Source organism: Streptomyces sp. cg40 (assembly GCF_050320165.1).
Lineage (GTDB): Bacteria > Actinomycetota > Actinomycetes > Streptomycetales > Streptomycetaceae > Streptomyces > Streptomyces hokutonensis.
Genome location: NZ_CP190128.1, coordinates 4,378,843 through 4,404,363, shown reverse-complemented (window position 1 = coordinate 4,404,363; position 25,521 = coordinate 4,378,843). Strand labels below are relative to the sequence as shown.

Sequence of the window (25,521 nt, the reverse complement as noted above, 5' to 3'; positions counted from 1 at the left end):
CGTTCCCTGTGGATACGGGAGCTCTCGCCGCGATATGGATGGACCCATGAGCAGTGACGGGGGACAGGGCGGCGGGTCCGACGAGACGACGAGTTTTGTTCTGCAACCGCCGAGACCGAAGGTGCCGCACCCCTCGCCGGAGAGTGGCACCGGACGTCTGATCGCCGGGCGCTACCGGCTGCTCGCCAAGCTCGGGCACGGTGGTATGGGCACGGTGTGGCGCGCCCGGGACGAGACGATGGACCGCGAGGTCGCCGTCAAGGAACCCCGTGTCCCGGACCATCTTCCCGAGCGCGAACGTGACAACGCGTTCGAACGGATGCGCCGCGAGGCTCGTGCGGCGGCCCGGCTCGACCACCCGGCCGTCGTCAACGTGCATGACGTGGCCGTCGTCGACGGCAGGCCGTGGATCGTCATGGAGCTGGTGACCGGCCGCTCGCTGGGCGAGGTGCTCCAGGAGGGCACCCTCGGCGCGCGCGACGCGGCCCGGATCGGCCTCCAGGTGCTGGGCGCCCTCGAAGCCGCGCACGCGGCGGGTGTCCTGCACCGTGACGTCAAGCCGGACAACGTCCTGCTCGGCCGCCACGACCGGGTCGTGCTGACCGACTTCGGGATAGCCCAGATCGAGGGCGAGACGAATCTGACCGACACCGGCGGCTTCGTCGGCTCGCCCGAATACATCGCGCCGGAACGGGTGTTGGGCCAGCGCCCCGGCCCCGCCTCCGACCTGTGGTCGCTCGGCGTGCTCCTGTACGCGGCGACGGAGGGCGTCTCCCCGTTCCGCCGCAGCAACACCCCCGCCACGCTCCAGTCGGTCCTCAACTCCGTGCCCGCACCGCCGGTTTCGGCGCCGGGCCCGCTCGCCGAGCTCATCACCGGTCTGCTGGCCAAGGACCCGGCGGGCCGCCCGGACGCGGCCCGGGTGCGCGCCGTACTCGAAGCGGTGGCGAACCCGCCGGTTCCGTCGTCGACGCAGGAGGTGCGGTACGTCCAACGGCCCCCGGGGAAGCGCCGGTTGGGCCGCAGGGCATGGCTCGGGCTCGGTGCCGCGGTCGTCGCGGTCGCGGTGGCCGCCACGTATGTACTGATCGCCGACCCGTTCGCGGGGCCGCTGCCGCACGGCTGGAAGAAGCACCACGAGTCCGATGTGGCCGCGACGCTCGCCGTCCCGGCCGCGTACAAGAGGACCGCCCCCGACCGCACTTCGGACAAGGGCCACTGGGTCACGTACACCGATCCGAGCGGCAGCATCTGGGTCTTCCTCAGCCTCGACAAGAAGTCCGAGGACACCAACGGGTACATCAAGGACTCGGCGGCGGCCGAAATGTACTCGGACAACGGCGACTTCAAGACCAACGGCAGCGTCGACCTCGACATGGGCAAGGCCAAGGAGACCGTCCCGAAGCCCACCGGCACCTACCGGGGCGAACCGTCCGCCGAGAACACGGTCGTCTACGACTCCGACGACAGCCTGAACCCGCTTCCCCGCGAGCTGCGGATCCTCTACTACAAGACCTCCGCCGGGGACATGTACCGGCTCACCGTCAGCTATCCGGGCAAGGGCGACTTCACGAACCGGGGCCGCGAGGTGGCGAGGGCGGCGATCGCCAACCTGGACGTCGACAGCCTGTGAGCGGTGCGGCGGCGGAGCTCAATTGCGTTGTCAGTGGCGGTAGTCAAGGTGACGGGAGTTGCCTCGGCGTCCGACGACGTGGTGCCGTACCGCTACGGATTCGGGGGCGCTCCGACGTGCCGACCACCACGGTCACCGCGCCCGCCTCGCCGTTCGGGGCGGCGCACGACAGATCGGCCGGAGCGTCACGGCGGGCACCGGGACGGACTACCCGACCGGCGATGCTGAGCGCGGGCGGCGCGGACGTCTGGCCGGGTGCCTGTGGAAAGGGAGTTGGCGGTGGGGATGCCGGAGGCGGCGAGTCACGAGGACCTGGCGGTCGCGGGCGTGCGCGCGCTCGCCGACCGAGGTCTGCCGCAGGACGTGCTCGCCGTGCACGCGGCCTGCCGCCACTTCTCCGTCGTCGAACTCGAACAGCTCGGACTGCGGGACGCGGGGCCCGAGTTCGACCTCTCCGGCCTGCGGGACCGGCTGGAGGGCGTGGTCTGGATGAGCGACGAGGAGTTCGGGGCGCTCGGACTCGGCGCGGATGAGACCGGGCAACTACGGCAGTGGGCCCTGGAGTGGGAGTCCGACCTCGGACTCCGGCTCGCGGAGGAGTACGACGATCCCGACGGCGACTAGGGTCGGGCGTCTCCCGCAGGCGGGTCGCCGCCGACGTCGGCCCGTTGCCCCGGCCGGTGAACGGGCCTTGGGCAAAGGGGAGTTGGTGATTCCGGCGCACTTCGGCGGGAGCGGGGGCGCGGAGGTGCGGCGGGTGGGCGACACGCCGGTGCCAGGAAGTGGGGCGCGCGTCGACAAGGCCGTATCCGGCACGGTACTGATGGGGCATGAGCGAAGTCGGCGAACAGGTGCGCGACGGACGGCTGGTCGGCGGTCGCTACCGGCTGCTCGAACGGATCGGTTCCGGCGGCATGGGCACCGTATGGCGGGCCTTCGACGAACTCGTGGACCGCGAAGTCGCCGTCAAACAGCCGAGGTTGCCCGGCGACCCGGAGGACGAGGAGTTCCGGCGCGCCGCCCACCGCCTCTACCGCGAGGCTCGCGCCGCCGCCAGGGTCGACCATCCCTCCGCCGTCGCCATCCACGACGTCGTCATCGAGGACGACCAACTCCCCTGGATCGTCATGGAGTTGGTGCGTGGCGAGTCCCTGCACGAACTGCTCGGGCGCGGACGCCTCGCGCCCGCCGACGCGGCGCGCATCGGCCGCGCCGTCCTCGGCGCCCTGAGCGCCGCGCACGCCGTGGGGATAGTGCACCGTGACGTGAAGCCCGCCAACGTCCTGCTCGGCCCCCACGACCGGGTCGTCCTCACCGACTTCGGCATCGCGCACATCCAGGGCGAGGAATCCCTCACCGCCAGCGGCGAGTTCGTCGGCTCGCTCGAGTTCATCGCCCCCGAGCGCATGTCCGGCACCGGCGCCGGACCCGCCTCCGACCTGTGGTCCCTCGGCGTGCTCCTGTACGCGGCCGTCGAAGGCGCGTCCCCCTTCCGCCGTACGACCGTGGAGTCCACCCTCGGCGCGATCCTGGCCGGCGAACCGCCCGAGCCGACCCGGGCGGGCCCTCTCGGACCGTTGATCGTACGGATGCTGGCCCGCGACCCGGAGAAGCGGCCGGGGGCGGAGGAGGTCGGCGCGGTACTGGAGGCGGTGGCCGCGGGGAAGGACGTACCGGAGCCGGCGATCGCCCTCCAGGACGCGGAGCCCGACGCCGAGCCCGAAGAAGCGGCCGCCGTACCGGAACCCGAAGCCGTACCGGAAGCCGAAGCCGCGCCCAAGCCCAAGCCCAAGTCCCGCCCCCGCCGCACCCTCCTCGTCACCCTCGGCGCGCTCCTCCTGGCGGGCCTCGTCTTCGGCACCGTCCTGGAGGGATTCCTCGGCAAGGACTCGGACTCCTGGACCGCTCACCGGCGGGACGGTATGAACGCGGTCCTCTTCCTCCCGCCCCAGTACCGGATTCTCAAGACACAGGCGGGACCCGGCACCCGCACCGTCACCTACGGCACCGGCGCCCTCCGGGCCAGCCTCGTGGAATGGGACGAGGCCCGCGCGCCGCTCGTCGAGGCCCACACCCTGGGGGAGGGCACCGCCAACCCCCGGTACACCCGTACCAGCTTCCGCGGAAACAAGGACGCCGTGCTCGCCGACACCACCTACGAACGGTCCGGCGTCCCCACCCGCACCATGGCCCTGATCATCCGCACCGCCGACCACCGTATGTACGAGCTACGTGTGGACATGCCCAAGGGCACCCAGGACGAGAGGAAGGGCACAGCCCTCTTCAAGGGTGCCCGTGGTCGGCTCACTCTCATAACGCCCTGATCAGCGCATTCGTTGCCAGTGATCGCTGGCATGGTGTGAGCGCCTGGTGAATCCCGATTACCGACGGGTACCCAAACCCCTCGTGGCGGCATACCCTGCCGCACATGACGGACTCGCAGGCCCCGGAAAAGACCGGTACGGAAACGACGACCGGCACCAACCCCCTCGCGCCGGCCCCCACAGGCGCCCGTACCGCCGCCGACGTGGTCACCCCGGAGCTGATCGCCCAGCTCACGAAGGGTGTGGCCGGTTCCGGGCGGACCGCCAACCACACGCCGTTCACCGGCGAGAAGCTGGCGGACCTGCCCGAGTCCACCCCCGAGGACGTGGCGAAGGCCTTCGAGGCGGCCCGCGCCGCCCAGGCCCTGTGGGCGCAGACGCCGGTACGCGAGCGCGCGGCCGTCCTGCTCCGCTTCCACGACCTCGTCCTCGCCCGGCAGGCCGAGGTCCTCGACCTGATCCAGCTGGAGACCGGCAAGGCGCGGCTGCACGCGCACGAGGAGGTGCAGGCCGTCGCCGTCGCGGCCCGCCACTACGGCCGCAAGGCCCCCGCCTACCTCCGCCCGAAGCGGCACACCGGCGCCGTCCCGACGCTCACCAAGGTCACCGAACTGCGCCACCCGCGCGGGGTGGTCGGCCAGATCGCCCCCTGGAACTACCCGCTCGAACTCTCCGTCGGCGACGCCCTCCCGGCCTTCGTCGCGGGCAACGCGGTCGTCATGAAGCCGGACACCGAGACCTGCCTGACCGCCCTGTGGGCCCGCGACCTCCTCATCGAGGCCGGTCTGCCCGCCGACGTCTTCCAGGTCGTCCTGGGAGAGGGCCCGGTCGTCGGCCCCGAGGTCGTCAAGCACGCCGACTACGTCTCCTTCACCGGCTCCACCCGCACGGGCCGCGAGGTCGCGCAGGGCGCCGCCGCCCGCCTCGTCGGTGTCTCCCTCGAACTCGGCGGAAAGAACGCCATGTTGGTCCTGGAGGACGCCGACCTCGACAAGGCGGCGGCGGGCGCGGTCCGTGCCTGCTTCTCCTCCGCCGGTCAACTCTGCATCTCCATCGAGCGGTTGTACGTCCACGAGTCGGTCGCCGACGCATTCCTGGAACGCTTCGCCGCCCGCACCAAGGCCATGCGCCTGGGCACCTCCCTCGCCTACGGCGCCGACATGGGATCGCTGGTGGGGGAGCGGCAGTTGGAGACGGTGACGCGCCACGTGGAGGAGGCCGTGGCCAAGGGCGCCAAGGTGCTCGCGGGCGGTGTCGCCCGCCCGGACATCGGCCCGTACTTCTTCGAACCGACCATCCTCGACGGCGTCGAGGCCCCCATGTCGGTGTGCGGCGAGGAGACCTTCGGCCCGGTCGTCTCCATCTACCGCTTCACGACGGAGGACGAGGCGGTCGAAGCGGCCAACTCGACGTCCTACGGCCTCAATTCCTCGGTGTGGACGAAGGACGGCCGCCGTGGCCGCGCCGTCGCCGCCCGTCTGCGCACCGGCACGGTCAACGTCAACGAGGGCTACGCCTCCGCCTACGGCAGCGTCCAGTCCCCCATGGGCGGCATGAAGGACTCCGGCCTCGGCCGCCGCCACGGCTCCGAGGGCATCCTCAAGTACACCGAGGCCCAAACGGTCGCCCAGCAGCGGCTGTTGCCGATGGCCCCTTCGCTGGGGATGACCGACGAGGCGTACGCGCAGTTCATGAGCAGGAGCCTGCGGGTGATGAAGGCCCTGCGTCTCAAGTAGCAGTCCCCGGTTCTGGTTCTCGACGAGGAGAGCACGTGTCACAGGACACCTACGACTACGACGTCATCGTCGTCGGCTCGGGCTTCGGTGGTTCCGTAACCGCCCTGCGCCTGACGGAGAAGGGCTACCGCGTAGGTGTCCTGGAAGCCGGCCGCCGCTTCACGCCCGCCACCCTCCCCAAGAACTCCTGGGACCTCAAGAACTACCTCTGGGCCCCCAGGCTCAACCTCTACGGCCTCCAGCGCATCCACCTGCTGGGCAACGTCATGGTCCTCGCCGGGGCGGGCGTGGGCGGCGGCTCCCTGAACTACGCCAACACCCTGTACGTCCCGCCCGAGCCGTTCTTCCAGGACCCCCAGTGGCGCGACATCACGGACTGGCAGGAGGAGTTGGCCCCGTACTACGACCAGGCCCGCCGCATGCTCGGGGTACGGCTCAACCCGACGATGACCCCGTCCGACGTCCATCTGAAGGCCGCGGCCCAGCGGATGGGCGTGGGCGACACCTTCCACATGGCCCCGGTCGGCGTCTTCTTCGGTGACGGCGAGGACGCCGACGGCACCGCGAAGGCCAGGCCCGGCGAGCAGGTCGCGGACCCGTACTTCGGCGGCGCGGGCCCGGCCCGCAAGGCGTGCACCGAGTGCGGCGAGTGCATGACGGGCTGCCGGCACGGCGCCAAGAACACCCTCAACGAGAACTACCTCCACCTCGCCGAGAAGGCGGGCGCCGAGGTCCACCCGATGACGACGGTCGTGTCCGTCACGGACGACTCGCAGGGCGGCTACGCGGTCGCGACCCTGCCGACCGACGCCCGCCGGAAGTCCGAGGGGCGCACCTTCAAGGCCCGCAGGATCGTCCTCGCCGCCGGCACCTACGGCACCCAGACCCTGCTGCACCGTATGAAGGCGGGCGGCCAACTGCCGTACCTCTCCGAGAAGTTGGGCGAACTCACCCGCACCAACTCGGAGGCGCTGGTCGGCGCACAGACGAACGACCGCCGCTACCGCAGGGCGACCGGCACCGCGAAGGCCGACTTCACCCGCGGAGTCGCCATCACCTCCTCGATCCACCCCGACGAGAACACCCACATCGAACCGGTCCGCTACGGCAAGGGGTCCAACTCGATGGGCGGCCTCTCCATCCTCCAAGTCCCGTACGCGGAGGGTTCGTCGAGGGTCCTGGCCTGGCTCGCGAACGCGGCCCGCCACCCGCTCCTGGTCCTCCGCTCCCTCTCCAACCGCCGCTGGTCGGAGCGGACCATCATCGGCCTGGTGATGCAGTCGCTGGACAACTCTCTGACCACGTATCTGAAGCAGGACGGTGTGGGGAAAGGTCTGTTGACGGCCCGTCAGGGGCACGGTGCCCCCAACCCCAAGCAGATCAGGGCGGCTTCGGAGGCCGCGACGGTCATCGCCGCCGAGATCAACGGCTTCGCGGGCTCCAACGTCGGTGAACTGATGGGCACCCCGCTCACCGCCCACTTCCTCGGCGGCTGCCCCATCGGCGCCTCCCGCGAGACCGGCGTGATCGACCCGTACCACCGCCTCTTCGGCCACCCCGGCATCTCGGTCGTCGACGGCGCGGCCGTCTCCGCGAACCTCGGCGTGAACCCGTCCCTCACCATCACCGCGCAGGCCGAGCGCGCGATGTCGTACTGGCCCAACAAGGGCGAGCCGGACCCGCGTCCGCGCCAAGGGGCGTCGTACGAACGGCTGAAGCCGGTGGAGCCGCGCCAACCGGCGGTCCCCGAGGGCGCGTTCGGCGCGCTGAAGCTGCCGTTCCTGGGGATGCCGACGGTGCCGCCGAAGTCGTAGGAAGGTGTTCGGCACGACAGAAGGGCCACAGACAGAAGGGCCACAAACAGAAGGACCTGCGCCCCCCTCCGAGCGCAGGTCCTTTGTCGAACGAGCTACGTGCTTACGCGCTCTCTCCGGTCTTGCGGCGGCGCACCATGACGACCGCGGCGGCACCCGCGACGACGGCCGCGCCGCCCACGAGGCCGATCACCGGCAGGGCGGAGCTGGAGCCGGTCTCGGCGAGGTTGCCGGTGGCCTCGTTGACCGAGCCCTGCGGCTTCAGGTCCTCGTCGGTTCCGGTGGGCTTCTCACCGGTCGGCTTGGCGTCGCCCGTGTTGCCCGGGTCGCTGCCGGCGGCGAGCACGGAGAACTCGTAGAAGTCGCCGTTGCCGTAGCAGGAGTCACCCTTGCCCGCGTAGATCGCCTGGCTCAGCGCGAACGACGAGCCCGCGGGGGCCTTGGGCTTGATCTGCACCCGCAGGTCGAGCGTGGTGGAGGAGTTCTTCTCCAGGGTGGGCAGAATCGCGACGATGCTGCCGGACAGCGTGGTCGCGTCGCTGCCGGAGCCGACGGTCTCCTGGTAGGAGTCGGTCCACTTGCCGTCCTGCTTCAGCTGGATCTCGGCCAGGTTCAGCATGAGCGAGGAGTCGTCGTTCACCTCGTCGCTGTACTCGGTGAGCGCGTTGATCCAGACGTTCTGCAGGTCCTTGTCCGAGGCGTTCGTCACCGCGAACTTGAAGTTGTGCCAGCCGGAACCGGCGACGATCTTGCTCGGCAGCCCGGTGATCGACGCGGTGAGCTTCTCGTCCAGGTCGAACGTCTTGCAGTCCGCGTACGGGTCGAAGTCGTCGCCCGGCTTGCTCGGCGACGCGGACGGGCTCGGCGAGGTGCTCCCGCTCGGGGTGCCCGACGCGGCGGGGCTGCTGGTGTCCGCCGCCGGGGAGCTGGTGTCCGAGGCGGGCGTGCTGGTGTCGGCCGCCGGGCTGCTCGTGTCCGACGCGGGAGTGCTGTCGTCGGCCGCGGGGGTGCTCGCGTCGGCCGCCGGGCTGCTGTCCTCGGCCGCGGGGCTGCTGGACGACGTGACCGGCGAGTCGCCGTCGGCGAACGCGGCCGGTGCCGACAGCAGGGCGAGGGGGGCGATGGCGGCCGTCGCGGCGACCGCGGCCATGACACGGCGAAGCTTCATGAAGTCCTCAAGAAGTCCGGAGTGCTGCGACAGTGCAGCACGCTGGGTCGGAGGGCTCCGCGTGTGGGGCGCGGGTGTGGCCCTGGTTATGCAGGTGTGACCCGGGAAACCTGTGAATGGTTGTGCTAATCCTCACCTGATTCTTATGTGGGCTGTGTCACACCCATGTTCTGCTTGTGAACGCGCTTTCGGGCGCCTACAACTACCTGGTGTCTGACAAACCGTCCGAGGAACCGTCCTCGACCCCGGAGATCCCCGACGACGTCTGGGACAAGTTCGCCCGTGACACGGAGCGCGACATCCGGGCCTCCGCACAGAAGGAACCGTCCGCGCGCGCCCGCGAGGTGACCGAACGGCTGAAGAAGGCCGAGCAGCCCGAGGGCTGGCGCACCGGTCCGGCCTGGCAGGAGATGAACGGGCGGTCCCGGCGCAGGCGCCGCCTGTGGGCCGTCCTCGGCGTCCCGCTCGCGGTGGCCGTCGCCGTGGTCGCGATGAGACCGTCGCTGCTGCCCGGCGACCCCTTCGGCGCCAAGGCGGACTCGGGCTCCGCGTCCCCGCTCGCCCCGGAGACCGCCGCCCCGACCGCCGCGCCCTCCACCGTGGACCCCCAAATACCCACCCTGGACCGGCCGTTCGCCGGTTCACCCGCCCTGAACTGGGCCGACGGCGCGGCCGGCATCATCCTGCCGAAGGCGACCGCCGTGGGCGGCTTCTCGAAGGACCGCGTCGAACTGGCCCTCCAGCAGACGAAGATCCTGCTCGTCGCCTCCAACCTCGACCCGAAGACGATCGGCGGCGCCCGCCCGTCCGCCGCGCTCGCGGTCCTCGACCCGAAGCAGCCCAAGGTGCTCGCCGACCTGAAGGCCTCCCTGGCCCTCCCGACCAAGGCCAACGACCCCACGCTGCTGTTCAGCCGCTTCGACCCCAAGGACGTACGGCTGGTCGGCAAGGTGGTGAAGACCCGCGGCCGCATCACCTTCGCGAAGGACTCCAGCGGGGGCGTCACCGTCCACGCCGACTACACCTTCGTCTACCCGCTGGTCCGGACCGACGGCTCCACCGAGGTGGCCCGCACCATCGTCCGCCGGGTGATCGACACCGAGATCCTGGACCCCGCCCGCTACCAGGTCACCCCCGGCCTGCTGACCCTCACCCTCAACAACGCGGACTTCGGCAACTCGGCCTGCGACGTCTACGACGGCTATCTGCACCCGCAGTTCGACTCCGACGCCACGTCGTCCCCCACGGGCGCGACACCCTCGGGCCCGACGACGGACCCGTACGACCGCAGCAAGGACATCAGCAAGGGCCAGGGCACCTGCGGGACGGTGAGCCGGACCTGACGCCCCTGGCTGCCGGGCGCCGACGGCAGGCGAAGGGCCCCGCGGGACGGAGCCGCGGGGCCCTTCTTCGTCAGCACCGACGTCAGGGCAGCGCCGGTGCCGGGGAGCGGCGCCGGGGGGTTGCGCCGCTGGTCTCGAGTTGTCTTCGGTGCCCCGGGTCGGCGCCCCGGCGCACGCGGGGCGCGCGCTTGGTCTCGACCTTTGGCAGTGGGACGGTGCACCGCAATGCGGTTGGCTGCTATGGGACTTGGGGCTCAAAGGAGAGTTCGGGGGGCTTCTACGCATCGTGCTGGATGGAGACGACGATCGCAACCGTTCGGTCCGGCTTTGTGCATTTTTGCAGTTTCCGCCGGGCGGCCCCGGGCGTCCCCGGAGCCGACCGTTCTCTTGGGTGACCGGGCTGCTGTCCCCTGCCGTCCGGTCACGACCCTGGAGCGAGGTCCCACGACGTACGGCACGATCCGTACGTCTCATCGCCCCAGCGAGCCACGCGTGGTTCTTTCGGGCCCGCCCCTGGCTGGCACGGACCCCCACCAACGAAGCGGTTCCGGGGGCGGTCACGCGCCGTACGGGTGAGACGGGGCTCGAACTCAGATCCGCCCCCGCGACAGTTCGAGCAGCGTCATCGCGAGCGAGGTGCCGGGCTTGCCGAGCGCGTCCCGGTAGCGGCCGAGGATCTCGTTCTCCCGCGACAGGTGCACCCGCCGTCCGCCGGAGGCGATCCGCGTCTCCTGCACGACGGCCGACACGGCGACCCGTTCCTGGATCAGCCCGATGATCCGGTCGTCGAGAGCGTCGATCCGCTCGCGGGCGTCGGCGATGGTCTGCTCGGGGGTGGAGGTGGTCATGAGGGGCTCCTGGTGGCTTGGAACGCCTGGACCGACGGACCGGGAAACGACAGGCGCCCCGGGCCTTGTCGGCCCGGGGCGCCTGGAAAGTCGCTTGTCAGTAGCTCAAGCAGCTCGACCATGGCAGCCGGCGGGCCGGTTGCCATAGGTAAAGAGGAAGGTCGGGTGCGTGAGCATGGGGCGAGTATGCCACAGCACTTCTGCTGCGGACCGGGGCGGGCAGTGGGTGGGCGGTGGATGGGCATAGGTCCCGGGGGTCCGGGGGCGGAGCCCCCGGTACGACCAGGTGCCCCACGCCGACCCCGTTAGAATCGGTACCCAAGACCCCCGCCCCACCGCCGGAAGGCCCCCGTGTCAGCAGCGACCCCCGCCCCCGACACCGTCCTGGTCGTCGACTTCGGCGCGCAGTACGCCCAGCTCATCGCCCGCCGCGTCCGCGAGGCCCGGGTCTACAGCGAGATCGTGCCGAGCACCATGCCGGTCGCCGAGATGCTCGCCAAGAACCCGGCGGCGATCATCCTCTCCGGCGGCCCCTCGTCCGTGTACGCGGAGGGCGCCCCCCGCCTGGACCGCGAGCTGTTCGAGGCCGGCGTCCCGATCTTCGGCATGTGCTACGGCTTCCAGCTGATGGCCACCACCCTCGGCGGCACCGTCGACAACACCGGCGCCCGCGAGTACGGCCGTACGCCCCTGCACGTCTCCCGCTCGTCCTCCACCCTCTTCGAGGGCACCCCCGACGAGCAGTCCGTGTGGATGTCCCACGGCGACGCCTGCTCCGCCGCCCCCGAGGGCTTCACGGTCACCGCGTCCACGGACGTCGTCCCGGTCGCCGCCTTCGAGAACGACGAGAAGAAGCTCTACGGCGTCCAGTACCACCCCGAGGTCATGCACTCCACGCACGGCCAGCAGGTCCTGGAGCACTTCCTGTACCGGGGCGCGGGCCTCACCCCGTCCTGGACCACCGGCAACGTGATCGACGAGCAGGTTGCCGCGATCCGCGAGCAGGTCGGCGACAAGCGCGCCATCTGCGGTCTGTCCGGCGGCGTCGACTCCGCCGTGGCGGCAGCTCTCGTCGCACGCGCCATCGGCGACCAGCTGACCTGCGTCTACGTCGACCACGGCCTGATGCGCAAGGGCGAGACCGAGCAGGTCGAGAAGGACTTCGTGGCCGCGACCGGCGTCAAGCTCGTCGTCGTCGACGCGGAGGAGCGCTTCCTCACCGCGCTCGCCGGGGTCTCCGACCCGGAGCAGAAGCGGAAGATCATCGGCCGCGAGTTCATCCGCGTCTTCGAGCAGGCCCAGGCCGAGATCATCGCGGACGAGGGCCCCGAGGTCGCGTTCCTGGTCCAGGGCACGCTGTACCCGGACGTCGTGGAGTCGGGCGGCGGCACCGGCACGGCCAACATCAAGTCGCACCACAACGTGGGCGGCCTGCCGGAAGACCTCGAATTCAAGCTGATCGAGCCTCTCCGCAAGCTGTTCAAGGACGAGGTCCGGATGGTCGGCCAGGAGCTCGGCCTCCCGGACGAGATCGTCCAGCGCCAGCCCTTCCCCGGCCCCGGCCTCGGCATCCGCATCGTCGGCGAGGTCACCAAGGACCGCCTCGACCTGCTCCGCGACGCCGACGCCATCGCCCGCGAGGAACTGACCGCGGCCGGCCTCGACCGCGACATCTGGCAGTGCCCGGTGGTCCTCCTCGCGGACGTCCGCAGCGTCGGTGTCCAGGGCGACGGCCGCACCTACGGCCACCCGATCGTCCTGCGCCCGGTCTCCTCCGAGGACGCCATGACGGCCGACTGGTCCCGTCTGCCGTACGACGTCCTCGCGAAGATCTCCACCCGGATCACCAACGAGGTCGCCGACGTCAACCGGGTCGTCCTCGACATCACCTCGAAGCCCCCGGGGACCATCGAGTGGGAGTGAGCCCTCTGACGGCTCAGGTCCGCTTGAGGGTCCGCACCGGCTCTCCGGGCTTCCAGACCTGTACGACGAGGTACTTCTCGTCCTCGACGTAGGTCCGCACGACCTCCGTCAACTCGGTGCGGAAGAGGTGGAACGGCTCCGGCGGTTCCACCTCTTTCCTGTACGCCCCCTTCACCCCGGCGTCCGTCACCTCCACCGCCCGCCCGCTGACCCTTACGTCCCCGCCGCCCATCTCCGTACCCGGCCCCGGGTTGGCCTGGAGCGCGAAGCGCGCATCCCGCCGCAGATCCGCCGCCTTGAGCGAGTCGGGCATCATCCCGAGCCACAACTCGCCGTCCAGGAACCGCACTTCGAGCCCGGTCGTGCGCGGCGACCCGTCCTTGCGCAGGGTCGCCAGGATGTGATGCGTGAAGGCGCCGAACCGCTCCTCGACGGTCGCGGCGAGCTCCGGTTCGGCGGCGGTGAAGGTGGCCCAGTTCGCTGTCATACGGCGAGTGTTCCGCCGATATCCGACAACCTCTGTCTTCTTTACCGACCCGCACTGCCCTTTTCGACCGACCGGCGGTAACTTCTCGCCCTTACGACAAACCCAGTGCTGGAGGACCGATGCACGGGCCGACGCCGCCCTCCCCCCTGCCCACCGACCGGCTGCGGTTCGCCATGCCGCCGATGCACGAGTCGGTCGAGGACGAACGCCGGCACCGCAAGGAACGGCTCGCGGGCGCCCTGCGCCTGTTCGGCCGGCTCGGCTTCGAGGACGGGGTCTCGGGCCACATCACCGCCCGCGACCCCGAGTTCACCGACTGCTTCTGGGTCAACCCCTTCGGAATGCCCTTCCGGCACGTCACCGTCAGCGACCTGGTGCTCGCCAACTCCGAGGGCCAGGTCCTCCAAGGCGGCCACCATGTGAACCAGGCCGCCTTCACCGTGCACTCCCAGGTCCACGCCGCCCGCCCGGACGTCGTCGCCGTCGCCCACTGCCACTCCGTGCACGGCCGCGCCCTCTCCGCCCTCGGCGACTTCCTCGACCCGATCAGCCAGGAGAGCTGCGCCTTCTACGAGGACCACGCGCTCTACGACGCCTACAGCGGTGTCTCCGTCGATGCCGAGGAGGGCAAGCGGATCGCCGCCGGGCTGGGCTCCCGCAAGGCGCTCGTGCTGCGCAACCACGGCCTGCTGACCGTCGGCGACTCGGTGGACGCGGCGGCCTGGTGGTTCCTGTCCATGGAACGCTCCTGCCAGGTCCAGCTCCTCGCGAAGGCGGCCGGCAGACCCCTCCTCATCGACCACAAACTCGCCGTCGCCACCCGCGAACAGACCGGCGGCGACCTCGTGGCGTGGATCAACTACCAGCCCCTGTGGCAGGACATCAGCCGCAGCGAACCCGACCTCCTCGGCTGAGGTTCCTCTGTCCGGTCTACCTGAAGCCGCGCAGCACCGCCGCCTTGGTCATCGTGAACTCCTCGTCCGTGAGCACCCCTTCCCGGTGCAGCTCGCCCAACTCCCGCAGCCTGCGCAGGAGTACATCGTGATGGTCGGCCGGGGGCGGAACGGTGGCCGCACGCGGGGGCCGGTCCGTGAACTCGCCGTTCTCCCGCTCACGGACCGACGGATGCGGCAGCCGCGCGGTCACCGCCGTCGCCACCAGCGCGGTGAGCAGATCACGGCGGGTGCTGCCCCACAGGTCCAGGGCGTAGGGGTCCTTCTCCGGCGGCAGCTTGGAGAACACCGTCTCCCGGGTCACGAACCGCATGAACCCGTCCTCGTAACCGGAGTTGGGCAGCCACTCCACCTGCACCAGATCCCCCACGGCGACTATCCGCGGCCCGGTGGCCCGCTTCACGCGCTCGGAGGTGTCCGCCCAGTCGATGCGTACCTGCGCCCCGTCGAAGGACACCGTGCCGTCGGACGAACGCACCGACACGGGCACCGGCGGACCCGGCAGCAGGTAGGCCTTCGTCGGCTCCTTGGGGATCTGGTCCAGGAGCAGCGCGTGCCGGATCTCCTCCGCCACGTACTCGGCGACCCCGGACCGGTCGATGTCCACGATCAGCCGGTACGGATCCGCCGCGTCCGGCAGCCGCCCACCGGTCGCCTGCAACAGCGGATCGGCACCCTCGCGCAGCCTCAGCCGCAGCCGCCCACGCTTGCGTTCGGGTTCGTAGACGACGCCCGCGACGGCTTCGAGGGGCACCGCGATCTCGCCGTACGTCTGCCGGAACAGGGGCACGGAGCGGTGAAGTCCCGGTGTGATCCTGACCGTTGTGCCGTCGAAGGCCCAGGTCCCGTCGCGCTGGATGATCTCGGCCATACGGAAATTCTCGCAGCCGGGTCAACACGGCGGCGCTCACTTCACCCGCGCTGACCAGACCTGCCGGACGCGAGCCGTGTCCCGTAGGGCACAATCCGCTGTTGTCGTGCGGGAGTTGCAAGGTGGTGGCCAAAGGCTTCGGAGCCGGTCGCCGAACGTGAGGGCCCGGGGTCGAGGGCCGAAGTCCATGAGGGTCGTGGGGAAGGCAGGCGTCGGGCGTGGCGGTGCAGGAGGCGAGACAGGGCGGCGAGCACATGGGTGCCCACGGAGGTGGCTGCACCTGCGGGGACTGCCCGCACGGAGCACGCGAGGGGCATCGGCGCGCGGTCGCCGCGTTTCTCGTCAAGCGGGACGGCTTCGCGGCCGGGGAGGGCCTGCCGGCCGCGGTGGCGCACTCGGCGTCGGCCTCCCGGCAGTGGGTCTCGGACGAACTGACCCAGTCCGCCGACGCCGTCGCCGAACGCGGCCGGGCCGAGGGCGGCGCCTGGCTGGCGCGCCTGTGGCACCGCACGGCCTTCGCCGTGTGGGGCGGCTTCGTCGTCCTGCTCCTGGTGCAGGCGCTCACCGCGATCGGCGCGGGCTGGACGGCGGCCCGTACGGCCGGACTGCTGGCCGCGCTCGTGATCGCCGGCGCGCTGAGTGCCGCCTCCTGGTTCCACCGGGCGCGCGGCGGGGCGCTGGCCCCCGTCATCGGTGAGGACAACCGGCTGTCGACCTCCCGCGCGGTGGCCGTCTCCTGGGTGCTGTTCGTGGCGTACGCGGTGCTGGTCCTGGCCGGCCGGCTCGCCGCCGCCTCCGACCACGCCGAGCGCGACGCCCTCATCTCCGGCCTCGAACTCGCCCGCGGCGCCGGTGTGGTGACCGTCCTCGCCGTGGTCTGCGCGATCGCCGTGCTGGTACGACGCGTGGTCGGCCTCCGGGTCCTCGGCCAGCGCCTCCAGAAGATCCCCGCCGACCGCCCGCGCGCGGCCGACCTCCTCACCGACGACGCGGGACGCGGCACCTTCGCCGACATCCAGTACGTCGCGATCAGCGCCGTCGCCCTCGTCTTCGCGGCCGTGAGACTCGCTCGCCGCCCCGACCAACTGCCGGACCTCCCTTGGGGCTTGGCGGTGGTCGTGTTGATCTCCGCCGCGACATACCTGGCCGGGAAGTACGCGGAGGGCGGCCGTCCGGTCATCCTCTCGGTGGTGCGCTCCCGCGAGGCGGGCGACCTCGACGCCCCCATCCGCACCGGCGACGACATCGAGATCCGCGGCGTCGGCTTCGTGCCCCCGGGCGCCCAGACCGCGGACCGCCTCTCCCGCATGGTCGTCCGCATCGGCCCGGTCAACGTCCACGTCCCCCTGGTCCCGGTCGCCGGCGGCTTCTCCAACCCGACCGACACCCTCCTCACCGTCCCGGTCCCCGTGGACGTCGAGCCCGGCCGCGTGGAAGTGCAGGTCGTGACCGCGGCGGGCGTGGAGACGAACGCCTGCGTGGTCGACGTGACGGACTGAGCCGGCCGATGAGCGAGGACGTCCTGTCGGTCATCCCGACCGACCCCCACTGGCAGCCCGGGCGAGAGGCCGGCGAGCGCGCGGCGGCCCTGGTGACCCGGCTGTCCTCGCCCCGCCGGGCCTCCGCGGACGACCTGGACGACGACGATCCGCAGATCGACGTCGACTGGTACGCCGTCCCGACCGTCGTGGACTGCGGCGGCAACCTGGAACGCATCGGCTGCCCGCACTGCGGCGCCTCGATCGACAGGGAGTGGTACGCCGACCTGGTCGAGCACCACCCGGAGGGTTTCACGGCCCTCGCCGTGACCGCCCCCTGCTGTGCCGCTGCCACCTCTCTGGATGCCCTCGACTACGACTGGCCGTGTGGCTTCGCTCGCTTCGAGATCGCCGTCTGGAACCCGGGACGCCTCCTCCGGTTCGGGGACGACGAGTTGTCGGCCGTCGCCGAAGTCCTGGGGCATCCCGTGCGGCAGATCCGCGCCCACATCTGAATATCCATAGAACGCGGCCGACCGCCGCCCGAACTTGGCCGAAGTCCGAAAAACTGTCCGAAGCATGGTTGAGCGGGTCCCCCTTTTCGTACGTATGGTCTGTTGAGGGGTCAACGGCGGGCGAGAGGCGGCTAAGGGCGATGACTCACGGCACTCGAATGGATACGCAAACCCCGTACCTCGACGGCGACCGGAGCTGGCGCGACACCGCCACCCGGTACGCCCTCCTCCCACTGCGCGTCTTCCTGGGCGTCACCTTCATCTACGCGGGCCTCGACAAACTCACCGACAGCGCCTTCATGAAGGCCTCCGGCGCGGGGTCGGTCGGCGAGACGATGCGGGCGGTGCGCGACTCGTCCGCCATTCCGGCCCTGGTCGACCTCTCCCTGAAGAGCCCGGTCGGCTTCGGCTACGCCATCGCCTTCGGTGAACTCGCCGTCGGAATCGGCACGTTGATCGGCCTGCTGGCCCGCATCGCCGCACTCGGCGGCGCGCTGATCTCCCTCAGCCTGTGGCTGACCATCAGCTGGCAGTCCGACCCGTACTACTACGGCAACGACCTCGCCTACCTGATGGCCTGGCTGCCCCTCGTCCTCGCCGGCGCCTCCGTGTTCTCCCTGGACTCGGCACTACGCGCGAGGCGAAGGCAACGGACGGGTGGCTACCGGTAGTCGGCCCTCAGCCGGATATCTCAGGACCGGGGTCGGCCGTGCTCGTACGGCCGGCCCTGCGTCGTCTGCGGACCGCCCCGTTGATGCCCGCCACCACACCGGCCAGCACCAGGCCGGCGACGACCAGGGGGATCGCCGCGAACCACTCGGTCACCCACAGCCCGCCCGCGTCCCCGGCGTAGGCCACGCCCGCGGCGACGAGGAAGAGACCGACGACCAGCTTCCCCGGCTGGAACTCATGACGCAGCACGGCTGACCTCCGCCTGTCCGACGTCGACCCGGAGGTCCAGGTCCAGCGTGCCGGTGCTCTTCACGCCCGTCTCCGGGGTCAGAGTGACCTGCTTGTGCTTGCCCGGTTCCACGTCCACGTCCTTCTTGTCGTCACCGGGCAACTGGATGTCCCCGACGCCCACGTCCACACTCAGCTTCACCGTCACGTCCGACGGCACGATCACCTTCAACTGCCCGATGCCCACCTGGGCGTACGTCGCCACCGTCTGCCCCTTGGCCAGCCGCAGCCGGGTCAGGTCGAGGGTGCCCACGCCGTTCCCCAGGTCGTAGTTCTGCTGTACCTGGGCCACCGTCGTCGGCTGCCAGGTGAGGCGTTCCCAGTGGGTGGTGAGGTCCTTGGGCAGGGCCGCCGAGGCGGCGAGCAGGCCGGCCGTGACGATCGCGAGGAACACCGAGCCCGCCCCCGTACGCCCCAGGAAGGAGCTGACCGCTATCCCGAGGCCGAAGACGACGAGCGCGCAGGCCAGACCCATCTGCAGGCTGGTGCCGAGCGCCTGGTCGTCCCAGCGCGCGGCGGTGCCGAGGGCACCGGCGAACAGGGCGAGCAGGAAGACCCAGCCGCCGATCCAGCGCGGGCCGCGCGGCTTCGGGGCGGGCGGACGCGGCGGCCGCAGATCCTGCGGCCAGTGCGGGTACGAGGGGCCGAGGCTGATGTGGATCGCGTCCGTGATGTCGCGGGCGCGGGAGTCGCCGGGGCCCCACAGATAGCCGGTGCCACCGACATGGGTGCCGTCCTTGACGATCGGGTCGCGCCACCAGGAGGGGTAGGCGGCGGGCACCGGCGGTGCCTGGGCCTCAGGCGGGGCGTCGGCGACGGCCTGCGCGGCCAGCGGATCGGGGTCGGGGGCGCCGCGCTGCTGCGACCAGTACCCCGCGCCCGCCAGCAGGAGGGAGAGGACGACGGCGAAGGTGAGCACGCTGGCGTTGCTCAGCATCGACAGGAACACACCGCAGCCGACCAGCGCGAACAGCACGGCCGCCAGGGCCTGGCCGTCGACGCGGCCGGTGAAGAGCTTGCGGACCTCGTTCTCCTCCTCGTCGTCATAGGGGACGAAGAGCCAGGCGAAGCCGTAGAAGATGAGGCCGATGCCGCCCGTCGCCGAGAGCACCGCGAGGGTGATGCGGAAGATCACCGGGTCCATGTCGCACTGCCGCCCGAGCCCCGCGCACACGCCCGCGAGCACCTTGGTCCGCCGGTCCCGCCGGAACCGGTGCGGAGGCGCGGCGGTGAGGGTGTCGCCGGGCGCGGCACCCGACGACGCGGCGCCCGGCGAGGACGCGGCACCCGCTGCGGGCACGGCGTCCCGCCGCCCGCCGCCCGCTGCCGGGCCGGGGCCGGAGCCGGGTCCCTGACCCGTCGCGGCGTGCTCGTGATCTGTCATGCGTCCATGCTGCCCGCCGCGAGGCGCCGATGGCAGTCGGGACGACCCTGGCCGAACCCTGAAATCCGCCCTGACGGGGACCGGGGGAGTGTTCGACACCAACCCCGACACCGGCTCCGACACCGCGAAAGGCCCCTGAGCCAAGGCGTTTCCGAAGATCAGGGGAGTCTCCGGGGCCGACCCTGATGCCCTGGGCGGCGGAGCGTGTGAACATCGGTGGCATGCCGGAAGCCGCAGCAGTGCCAGTCGAGGACCCGCGGCCGCCGCGCAAGCTCTACCGCAGCAGCGACGGACGCTGGCTCGGTGGTGTGGCGCGGGGGCTCGCCGGGCATCTGGGCCTGCCGGTGATCTGGGTGCGGCTGGTGTTCGTGGGCCTGTTCCTCGCGGACGGCCTCGGCGCGCTGCTGTACGCCTCGTTCTGGTTCTTCGTGCCGCTCGGCGTCGGCGGCGTCGCCGGTCAGCGGCCCCCGTCGCTCGTCTCCACCGAGACCTCGCCGGACGGCCGCCGCAGACTCGTCGCCCGCAAGCCGGACAAGGGCCAGATCGTCGCCCTGCTCCTCATGGTCGTCGTGGCGCTCGTCTTCGTCGGCAATGTGAATCTGGGCGACGGCGCCAAGGCCTATCTCTTCCCGGTCGTCCTCGTCGGCGCGGGCGTCGCCCTCGTCTGGCGCCAGGCGGACAACGCCCGCCGCGCCCGCTGGGCCGAGGTCGGCGGGCGGCGCCGTACGCTCAGCCTGCTGCGCGCGGGCGGCGGTGTCCTGCTGGTGACCGCCGGTGCCACCGCGATCTTCGTGCTTCAGGGCTCCGCAGCCCACCTCGGTTCGGTGCTCCAGGCCGCCCTCGCGGTCCTAGTCGGCATCACCCTGCTCGCCGGCCCGTACCTCGTGCGGATGACCCAGGACCTCTCCGAGGAGCGCCTGATGCGCATCCGCGCCCAGGAGCGCGCCGAGGTCGCCGCCCATGTCCACGACTCCGTGCTGCACACCCTGACCCTGATCCAGCGCAACGCGGACAGTCCGAACGAGGTGCGCCGCCTGGCCCGCGCCCAGGAGCGCGATCTGCGCGCCTGGCTCTACAAACCGGAGGGCACCGGCAAGGACGAGGCCGACGAACCCGACACCCTCGCCGAGGCGGTGCGGCGCAGTGCGGCCGAGGTTGAGGACAAGCACGGCGTCCCCATAGAGGTCGTCATCGTCGGGGACTGCCCGCTCGACGAGAGAATCGGTGCCCAGATGCAGGCCGCGCGCGAGGCGATGGTGAACGCGGCCAAGTACGGTGGCGAGGGCGGCGCCGTGCAGGTCTATGCCGAGGTGGAGGGGAAGAAGGTCTTCGTGTCCGTCCGGGACCGCGGACCGGGCTTCGACCTCGACTCGATACCCGCCGACCGCATGGGCGTCAGAGAATCGATCATCGGCCGTATGGAGCGACACGGCGGTACGGCACGGCTGCGCGCGGTGCCGGACGGCGGTACCGAGGTCGAGCTGGAGATGGAGAGGGTGGAGAAGACGTCATGAGCGACGCGACCGAGACGAACGAGCCTGCGGAACCGACCGGCGGGCGACACGTGCGGGTGGTCCTCGTCGACGACCACCGCATGTTCCGTACGGGGGTCCAGGCGGAGATCGGCCGGACCGAGGAGACCGGCGTCGAGGTGGTCGGCGAGGCCGCGGACGTCGACCAGGCGGTCACGGTCATCACCGCGACCCGCCCCGAGGTGGTCCTCCTGGACGTCCATCTGCCGGGCGGCGGAGGGGTCGAAGTCCTGCGCCGCTGCGCCCCGTTGATGAGCGACGCCGAGCAGCCCGTCCGCTTCCTGGCGCTGTCCGTGTCGGACGCGGCGGAGGACGTGATCGGGGTGATCCGCGGCGGTGCGCGCGGCTACGTCACCAAGACGATCACCGGCACCGACCTCGTCAACTCCGTCTTCCGGGTCCAGGAGGGCGACGCGGTCTTCTCGCCCCGCCTCGCCGGCTTCGTCCTCGACGCCTTCGCGTCGACCGACGCCCCGCCGGTCGACGAGGACCTCGACCGCCTCACCCAGCGCGAGCGCGAGGTCCTGCGCCTGATCGCCCGCGGCTACGCCTACAAGGAGATCGCCAAGCAGCTGTTCATCTCGGTGAAGACGGTCGAGTCCCATGTCTCGGCGGTGCTGCGCAAGCTCCAGCTGTCGAACCGGCACGAACTGACCCGCTGGGCCACGGCACGCCGACTGGTGTGACCCGTAAGGGAGTTCACCTGGGGGAGCGTCGGGCGCGGCCGGGGGCTGGCGGGGATCGGGCGTCACACCACCCGCGTCGCCCCCGCGAACGGCATCTGGTCGATCGGCGCCAGCCGTACCGGAGCGCTCGGGTTCGGGGCGTGGATCATCTGGCCGTCGCCGACGTAGATGCCGACGTGGCTGATGCCCGAGTAGAAGAACACCAGGTCGCCGGGGCGTAGTTCGTCCCGGGAGACCCGCTGGCCGGCGTTGATCTGGGCGTAGGTCGTGCGGGGCAGGGAGACTCCGGCGGAGTTGTAGGCGGCCTGGACCAGGCCCGAGCAGTCGAAGGCGTTGGGGCCGGTCGCGCCCCAGACGTAGGGGCTGCCGAGCTTCTGGTAGGCGTAGGAAACGGCCGCCGCCGCGCGGGAGTTGGGGGCATCGGCCGTGGCCGCGGAGGAGCCGGGCGCGTGCAGCCCGTCCCGTGCCGTGGTCGCCGACCGGGACGCGCGCTCCGAGGTGCCGGCGGTCTGCTCGACCTGGGTCCGCTGCTGCGGCGGCAACGCGGAGAGCAGTCGCCGCGCCTGGTCCAGCTTGCCGTTGATCGTCTTCTTCTGCCTGCCGAGCTCCGCCTGCCGCGACTTCAGCGAGGTCAGCTCGATGTGCGCGGCGCCGCGCAACTGCTCGATCTCCCGCAGCTGCTGCCGTACGAGAGCGACGGCGGCCGTCTGGCGGTGGCCCACCCGGTCGGCGAACTCGGCGCCGTCCAGATACTGTTCGGGGTCGTCCGAGAGCATGAGCTGCACCGCGGGGTCCATGCCGCCGCTGCGGTACTGGGCGGCGGCGACGTAACCCAGTGAGTCCCGCGCCGAGTTGAGCTTCTCCGTCTTGCGCGCCGCCTCGTCCCGCAGGGTGTTGAGCTGCTTCTCGGCCGCGTCCGCCTTCTCCTTCGCACCGTCGTACTTCTCGGTGGCGACCTCCGCCTCCTGGTACAGCTTGTCCACCTTGGCCTTGACCTGTGTCGGTGTCAGCTGCGGCTCGGCGTGCGAGGTCCCGTCGAAGCCGGTCGCCGTCGCCGCGCCCGCGAGGGCGATCGTGGCGGCGGTGCGGGCCGTATGGCCGCTGAGCGAGCGCTGTCGGGGCTTGCGGTGCGCTGCCACGTGGACTGCACGTCCTTTCGTACGACCGCCAGGGGGAGCGGGCGGTTTGCGCGTCCGGCGGCGGCCCGCACAGGGGGAGCGGGCCGCCGCCGGACCTTCTCGGCGGTGGTGTCCGACGGCCGCCCCTGGTCCGGGCGGCGGTGGGGAGCCGGTCACCTGGTGGAGGACGCTAAACCTGAAGATGACGGCCCGGTAACGCATGTACGGAAATGGCATGAGGTGATCGGCTTTTTACGTCGAATGACTGTGATTCCGGTCCGGCGCCACCGCCTTCACGCGGCGCGCTGACCGATGCGGCGGTTCCCGCGCGGCGGTAGGTGACCCAGTGCTATGGGCCGCATATATGCAAGGTCGTGTGAGCGACAGGGCGGCCCGGTGTCGGCCGGCTCCGAGCCCCTGCATAGGCTCCGGAACCATGGACGTACTCATCCATCTCTTCGTCGGCCTGCACATCATCGGCATCGCCGCGCTGCTCGGCGGTTTCCTCACCCAGCTGAAGGCGATGGGCCAGGGCACGGCCCGCTTCGTCCCCGGCATGCTGCACGGCGCGCTGACCATGCTGGTCACCGGCGCGATCCTGGTCGGCCTCAACCAGGCCGACGATCAGCACGTCAACAACATCAAGATCGGCATCAAGCTCGCGCTGCTGGTCGTGATCCTGGGACTCGTCTATGTGAAGCGGGACGAGGAGACGGTCGACAGGAACCAGTTCGCGCTGGTCGGCGGCCTCACCATGGTCAACATCTTCATCGCGGTCCTGTGGACGTGACCCCGGACGTGCCGGCGAGGTAGAACCGGACCGTCCCCGCGGCCACCACCAGCCAGGCCGCCACCGCGATCCACAGCACCACCTGCCCGGGCGTCCTGAGCCACGAGACGTCCACGGCGGTGCCCACGGACAGCGTGGTCGCCGCCGTCATCCCGAGCGGGAACACCGTCGACCAGCGGCGCACGTCGTAGCGCGGTCGGGGCCAGACGATCTCGGCGGCCAGCAGGACCACGCACCAGGCCACGTCGAGCACCAGCAGCGCCACGGTCACGGCCCGCAGGACGCCCCGGTCGTCGGAGTTCCAGAGATACAGGCGGGCGCTGTCGGCGGCGATCAGCTTCGACCCGGCCAGCGCCGAGACGGCGAGCGCGCCGCCGACGATCCAGTGGTCACCGGCCCCGATGATCACCTGCCGCCACTCGAAACGGGCCAGCGCGAACCCGTAGAGGACCAGCCCGAACCAGAACAGCGCCAGCGCCGTGTGCGCGAGCCAGGCCACCGACTCGGCCGCGGCGATCGTGGCCCCCAGCACGGCCAGCGACTGCGTGGCCACACAGCCGAGGAACACCGTCCCGGGCATCCGCCCGTGCCAGTTCCCCAGGACCCGCACGAGCAGCCCCGGCCACAGCACCACGGCGAGCGCGAGCAGTGCCTCAGCGACGGTCTGCCAGCCCGCGATCGAGAACCGCGTTCCGAGTACGGCGGTCGCGGCGACGGCGGTCAGCGCACCCGGCGTCCCCGCCTCCGTGAGCCACCTCCGCCGGTCTCGCAGCAGCCGTACGGCGAAGTCGGCGGCCAGCCCCAGCCAGAAGGCGCAGGCCAGCGCGAAGGCGATACGGGACAGCACCTCGTACCCGGTGAGATGCAGGCCGACCGACACGATGCCGGTCGCCATCACGACGGCCCCGGCCGCCGGCGGACGCTGCGCCCACCAGGCGCGGAAGCGGGAGATACCGGTACCGGACATGATTCCGATGCTAGGGAGCCGCCCCGGCGCCGACAGCGGGCCACGCGCGCGTGGACGTCAAAAACACCTGCACGCGTGCGTGGCCGTCAAAAACACCCCGGACGCCGCTCAGGCCGGACGCACCACGCTGTGGATGATCGACGTGTCCCCGTAGTGGATCGACTCCTCGCGGACGCAGGTGCCGGGCTTCGGGGCGTGGATCATCAGGCCGTCGCCCGCGTAGACGCCGACATGGCCGGCGTCGTCGTGGAAGAAGATCAGGTCGCCGGGTCGGGCGTCGGCCAGGGGGACCGGCGTGCCGGCGTTCGCCTGGGCGGTGGTCGCGCGCGGGAGGGTGACTCCGGCGGCCTTCCAGGCGGCCTGGGCGAGGCCCGAGCAGTCGTACGAGCCGGGGCCCGCGGCGCCCACGACGTAGGGCTTGCCGACCTGGGCGCGGGCGAAGGCGACGGCCTGCCGTGCGAGTGCCGCTGCCGCCTCTTGGCGCTGCTGCCGCGCGGCCGACCGCGACAACAGCGCGCGTGCGGTGGAGAGCTTGTGCTGGACGGCGGCCTTGGCCGTTCTCGGGTCGCTCTGCGTCCCGTCGGGGACCTGGAGGCGCTTCTCCGTCGGTGTGGACCGCTCCGTGAGGTGCGCGGCGACCGCGTTCTGGCGACGGGCGGCCAGCCGGCTCATCAACTGGGCCTGGTCGTAGTGGTCGTGCGGGGTGGCGGTGAAGGAACTCGGCTTTTTCCGCAGGGAGTTGATCTTCGGCATGCGCTTGGCCGTGTCGGTTCTCCCGGTCGCCGAATCCGCCCGCCGGTAGAGGTCGTCGACCTTCTGCTCGACCTCTCCGAGGCGCGGGTCGCCGTCGGCGGCGGGGGTCCATATGCCTGCGATGCGCGAGCCCGCGGAACGCGGCTTGCGGTGCGACGACGCCAAGGGGGCGACTCCTTCCGAAGTCGGTGGGGCCGGGGAGCTTGATCGCACGCTAACCAACTTGTGTGGCTTGTGT

The 25,521-nt window shown here is 71.2% G+C and carries 23 protein-coding genes; 14 read left to right on the top strand and 9 right to left on the bottom strand.

Going from position 1 to position 25,521, the window contains the following annotated elements; all coding sequences use genetic code 11:
* Positions 1-46 precede the first annotated feature (46 nt).
* The 5 genes from ACQHII_RS19365 to ACQHII_RS19345 all read left to right on the top strand — a co-directional run bounded on the left by ACQHII_RS19365 (position 47) and on the right by ACQHII_RS19345 (position 7,507).
* On the top strand, positions 47-1,633 hold the full coding sequence (locus tag ACQHII_RS19365; protein WP_427920476.1) for a serine/threonine-protein kinase: 1,587 nt from the start codon (positions 47-49) through the stop codon (positions 1,631-1,633).
* Between the two features lie 285 nt (positions 1,634-1,918).
* A complete protein-coding gene (locus ACQHII_RS19360) occupies positions 1,919-2,257 on the top strand; it encodes a hypothetical protein (protein ID WP_427925357.1) in 339 nt (112 codons plus the stop codon).
* Positions 2,258-2,463: 206 nt separating this feature from the next.
* Positions 2,464-3,957: a protein kinase domain-containing protein gene (locus tag ACQHII_RS19355; RefSeq protein WP_427920475.1), complete on the top strand. Its 1,494-nt coding sequence runs from the start codon at positions 2,464-2,466 to the stop codon at positions 3,955-3,957.
* A gap of 104 nt (positions 3,958-4,061) precedes the next feature.
* A complete protein-coding gene (locus ACQHII_RS19350) occupies positions 4,062-5,693 on the top strand; it encodes a succinic semialdehyde dehydrogenase (protein WP_427920474.1) in 1,632 nt (543 codons plus the stop codon).
* A 35-nt stretch (positions 5,694-5,728) separates the two neighbouring features.
* Positions 5,729-7,507 carry a GMC oxidoreductase gene (locus ACQHII_RS19345; RefSeq protein ID WP_427920473.1) on the top strand — a complete coding sequence of 593 codons (1,779 nt, stop codon included), beginning with the start codon at positions 5,729-5,731 and terminating at the stop codon, positions 7,505-7,507.
* Between the two features lie 103 nt (positions 7,508-7,610).
* Here ACQHII_RS19345 and ACQHII_RS19340 read toward each other — a convergent pair whose 3' ends face one another.
* Complete coding sequence (locus ACQHII_RS19340; protein ID WP_427920472.1) at positions 7,611-8,675, bottom strand: LAETG motif-containing sortase-dependent surface protein; 1,065 nt, start codon at positions 8,673-8,675, stop codon at positions 7,611-7,613.
* A 209-nt stretch (positions 8,676-8,884) separates the two neighbouring features.
* Here ACQHII_RS19340 and ACQHII_RS19335 point away from each other — a divergent pair, with 209 nt between their 5' ends.
* The gene (locus ACQHII_RS19335) at positions 8,885-10,018 is read left to right on the top strand and encodes a hypothetical protein (RefSeq protein WP_427920471.1); all 1,134 of its coding nucleotides are present in this window, start codon (positions 8,885-8,887) and stop codon (positions 10,016-10,018) included.
* 590 nt (positions 10,019-10,608) lie between these two features.
* Here ACQHII_RS19335 and ACQHII_RS19330 read toward each other — a convergent pair.
* Positions 10,609-10,866, bottom strand: coding sequence for a chorismate mutase (locus ACQHII_RS19330; protein ID WP_019066782.1), 258 nt, complete (start codon positions 10,864-10,866; stop codon positions 10,609-10,611).
* 351 nt (positions 10,867-11,217) lie between these two features.
* On the opposite strand from ACQHII_RS19330, the gene guaA reads away from it, so the two are divergent.
* Positions 11,218-12,789, top strand: coding sequence for a glutamine-hydrolyzing GMP synthase (gene guaA / locus ACQHII_RS19325; RefSeq protein ID WP_381248864.1), 1,572 nt, complete (start codon positions 11,218-11,220; stop codon positions 12,787-12,789).
* Between the two features lie 13 nt (positions 12,790-12,802).
* On the opposite strand, the gene ACQHII_RS19320 is transcribed toward guaA, so the two are convergent.
* Positions 12,803-13,276: a pyridoxamine 5'-phosphate oxidase family protein gene (locus ACQHII_RS19320; RefSeq protein WP_427920470.1), complete on the bottom strand. Its 474-nt coding sequence runs from the start codon at positions 13,274-13,276 to the stop codon at positions 12,803-12,805.
* Between the two features lie 119 nt (positions 13,277-13,395).
* Between ACQHII_RS19320 and ACQHII_RS19315 the strand changes: the two genes are divergently transcribed.
* Complete coding sequence (locus ACQHII_RS19315; RefSeq protein ID WP_427920469.1) at positions 13,396-14,190, top strand: class II aldolase/adducin family protein; 795 nt, start codon at positions 13,396-13,398, stop codon at positions 14,188-14,190.
* Between the two features lie 16 nt (positions 14,191-14,206).
* Here the strand turns inward: ACQHII_RS19315 and ACQHII_RS19310 are convergent, their stop codons facing one another.
* Complete coding sequence (locus ACQHII_RS19310; RefSeq protein WP_019066786.1) at positions 14,207-15,100, bottom strand: DUF4429 domain-containing protein; 894 nt, start codon at positions 15,098-15,100, stop codon at positions 14,207-14,209.
* A 218-nt stretch (positions 15,101-15,318) separates the two neighbouring features.
* Here ACQHII_RS19310 and ACQHII_RS19305 point away from each other — a divergent pair, with 218 nt between their 5' ends.
* From ACQHII_RS19305 to ACQHII_RS19295, 3 genes are all read left to right on the top strand, one after another.
* Positions 15,319-16,599 carry a hypothetical protein gene (locus ACQHII_RS19305; RefSeq protein ID WP_427920468.1) on the top strand — a complete coding sequence of 427 codons (1,281 nt, stop codon included), beginning with the start codon at positions 15,319-15,321 and terminating at the stop codon, positions 16,597-16,599.
* An 8-nt stretch (positions 16,600-16,607) separates the two neighbouring features.
* The gene (locus tag ACQHII_RS19300; protein WP_427920467.1) at positions 16,608-17,093 is read left to right on the top strand and encodes a hypothetical protein; all 486 of its coding nucleotides are present in this window, start codon (positions 16,608-16,610) and stop codon (positions 17,091-17,093) included.
* 140 nt (positions 17,094-17,233) lie between these two features.
* Positions 17,234-17,764: a DoxX family protein gene (locus ACQHII_RS19295; protein ID WP_026178244.1), complete on the top strand. Its 531-nt coding sequence runs from the start codon at positions 17,234-17,236 to the stop codon at positions 17,762-17,764.
* A 7-nt stretch (positions 17,765-17,771) separates the two neighbouring features.
* Here the strand turns inward: ACQHII_RS19295 and ACQHII_RS19290 are convergent, their stop codons facing one another.
* Positions 17,772-18,014 (bottom strand): hypothetical protein, encoded by a 243-nt coding sequence (locus ACQHII_RS19290; protein ID WP_427920466.1) that lies wholly within the window; start codon positions 18,012-18,014, stop codon positions 17,772-17,774.
* A complete protein-coding gene (locus ACQHII_RS19285; protein ID WP_427920465.1) occupies positions 18,001-19,437 on the bottom strand; it encodes a PspC domain-containing protein in 1,437 nt (478 codons plus the stop codon). Before ACQHII_RS19285 ends, ACQHII_RS19290 begins: the two co-directional genes overlap by 14 nt.
* A gap of 221 nt (positions 19,438-19,658) precedes the next feature.
* Between ACQHII_RS19285 and ACQHII_RS19280 the strand changes: the two genes are divergently transcribed.
* Together ACQHII_RS19280 and ACQHII_RS19275 are read left to right on the top strand one after the other, a co-directional pair.
* A complete protein-coding gene (locus tag ACQHII_RS19280; protein WP_427920464.1) occupies positions 19,659-20,951 on the top strand; it encodes a PspC domain-containing protein in 1,293 nt (430 codons plus the stop codon).
* Complete coding sequence (locus ACQHII_RS19275; RefSeq protein WP_427920463.1) at positions 20,948-21,655, top strand: LuxR C-terminal-related transcriptional regulator; 708 nt, start codon at positions 20,948-20,950, stop codon at positions 21,653-21,655. The genes ACQHII_RS19280 and ACQHII_RS19275 overlap by 4 nt, the downstream gene beginning before the upstream one ends.
* Before the next feature lie 62 nt (positions 21,656-21,717).
* On the opposite strand, the gene ACQHII_RS19270 is transcribed toward ACQHII_RS19275, so the two are convergent.
* A complete protein-coding gene (locus ACQHII_RS19270; protein ID WP_427920462.1) occupies positions 21,718-22,794 on the bottom strand; it encodes an NlpC/P60 family protein in 1,077 nt (358 codons plus the stop codon).
* Between the two features lie 415 nt (positions 22,795-23,209).
* Here ACQHII_RS19270 and ACQHII_RS19265 point away from each other — a divergent pair, with 415 nt between their 5' ends.
* On the top strand, positions 23,210-23,563 hold the full coding sequence (locus ACQHII_RS19265) for a hypothetical protein (RefSeq protein ID WP_427920461.1): 354 nt from the start codon (positions 23,210-23,212) through the stop codon (positions 23,561-23,563).
* On the opposite strand, the gene ACQHII_RS19260 is transcribed toward ACQHII_RS19265, so the two are convergent.
* Together ACQHII_RS19260 and ACQHII_RS19255 are read right to left on the bottom strand one after the other, a co-directional pair.
* Positions 23,541-24,530, bottom strand: a complete 990-nt coding sequence (locus tag ACQHII_RS19260) for a tellurite resistance/C4-dicarboxylate transporter family protein (protein ID WP_427920460.1) — start codon at positions 24,528-24,530, stop codon at positions 23,541-23,543. The two genes, ACQHII_RS19265 and ACQHII_RS19260, sit on opposite strands and share 23 nt — an antisense overlap.
* 108 nt (positions 24,531-24,638) lie before the next feature.
* Positions 24,639-25,448 carry a C40 family peptidase gene (locus tag ACQHII_RS19255; RefSeq protein ID WP_427920459.1) on the bottom strand — a complete coding sequence of 270 codons (810 nt, stop codon included), beginning with the start codon at positions 25,446-25,448 and terminating at the stop codon, positions 24,639-24,641.
* Between the last annotated feature and the right edge of the window lie 73 nt (positions 25,449-25,521).

Excerpts from the sequence above, each read along its gene's own strand:
- ACQHII_RS19320 (WP_427920470.1), bottom strand. The coding sequence starts at position 13,276 with ATGACAGCGAACTGGGCCACCTTCACCGCCGCCGAACCGGAGCTCGCC.
- ACQHII_RS19355 (WP_427920475.1), top strand. The coding sequence starts at position 2,464 with ATGAGCGAAGTCGGCGAACAGGTGCGCGACGGACGGCTGGTCGGCGGT.
- ACQHII_RS19315 (WP_427920469.1), top strand. The coding sequence starts at position 13,396 with ATGCACGGGCCGACGCCGCCCTCCCCCCTGCCCACCGACCGGCTGCGG.
- ACQHII_RS19260 (WP_427920460.1), bottom strand. The coding sequence starts at position 24,530 with ATGTCCGGTACCGGTATCTCCCGCTTCCGCGCCTGGTGGGCGCAGCGT.
- ACQHII_RS19280 (WP_427920464.1), top strand. The coding sequence starts at position 19,659 with ATGCCGGAAGCCGCAGCAGTGCCAGTCGAGGACCCGCGGCCGCCGCGC.
- ACQHII_RS19365 (WP_427920476.1), top strand. The coding sequence starts at position 47 with ATGAGCAGTGACGGGGGACAGGGCGGCGGGTCCGACGAGACGACGAGT.
- ACQHII_RS19330 (WP_019066782.1), bottom strand. The coding sequence starts at position 10,866 with ATGACCACCTCCACCCCCGAGCAGACCATCGCCGACGCCCGCGAGCGG.
- ACQHII_RS19275 (WP_427920463.1), top strand. The coding sequence starts at position 20,948 with ATGAGCGACGCGACCGAGACGAACGAGCCTGCGGAACCGACCGGCGGG.
- ACQHII_RS19285 (WP_427920465.1), bottom strand. The coding sequence starts at position 19,437 with ATGACAGATCACGAGCACGCCGCGACGGGTCAGGGACCCGGCTCCGGC.
- ACQHII_RS19340 (WP_427920472.1), bottom strand. The coding sequence starts at position 8,675 with ATGAAGCTTCGCCGTGTCATGGCCGCGGTCGCCGCGACGGCCGCCATC.
- ACQHII_RS19350 (WP_427920474.1), top strand. The coding sequence starts at position 4,062 with ATGACGGACTCGCAGGCCCCGGAAAAGACCGGTACGGAAACGACGACC.
- ACQHII_RS19310 (WP_019066786.1), bottom strand. The coding sequence starts at position 15,100 with ATGGCCGAGATCATCCAGCGCGACGGGACCTGGGCCTTCGACGGCACA.
- ACQHII_RS19360 (WP_427925357.1), top strand. The coding sequence starts at position 1,919 with ATGCCGGAGGCGGCGAGTCACGAGGACCTGGCGGTCGCGGGCGTGCGC.
- ACQHII_RS19265 (WP_427920461.1), top strand. The coding sequence starts at position 23,210 with ATGGACGTACTCATCCATCTCTTCGTCGGCCTGCACATCATCGGCATC.
- ACQHII_RS19300 (WP_427920467.1), top strand. The coding sequence starts at position 16,608 with ATGAGCGAGGACGTCCTGTCGGTCATCCCGACCGACCCCCACTGGCAG.
- ACQHII_RS19295 (WP_026178244.1), top strand. The coding sequence starts at position 17,234 with ATGACTCACGGCACTCGAATGGATACGCAAACCCCGTACCTCGACGGC.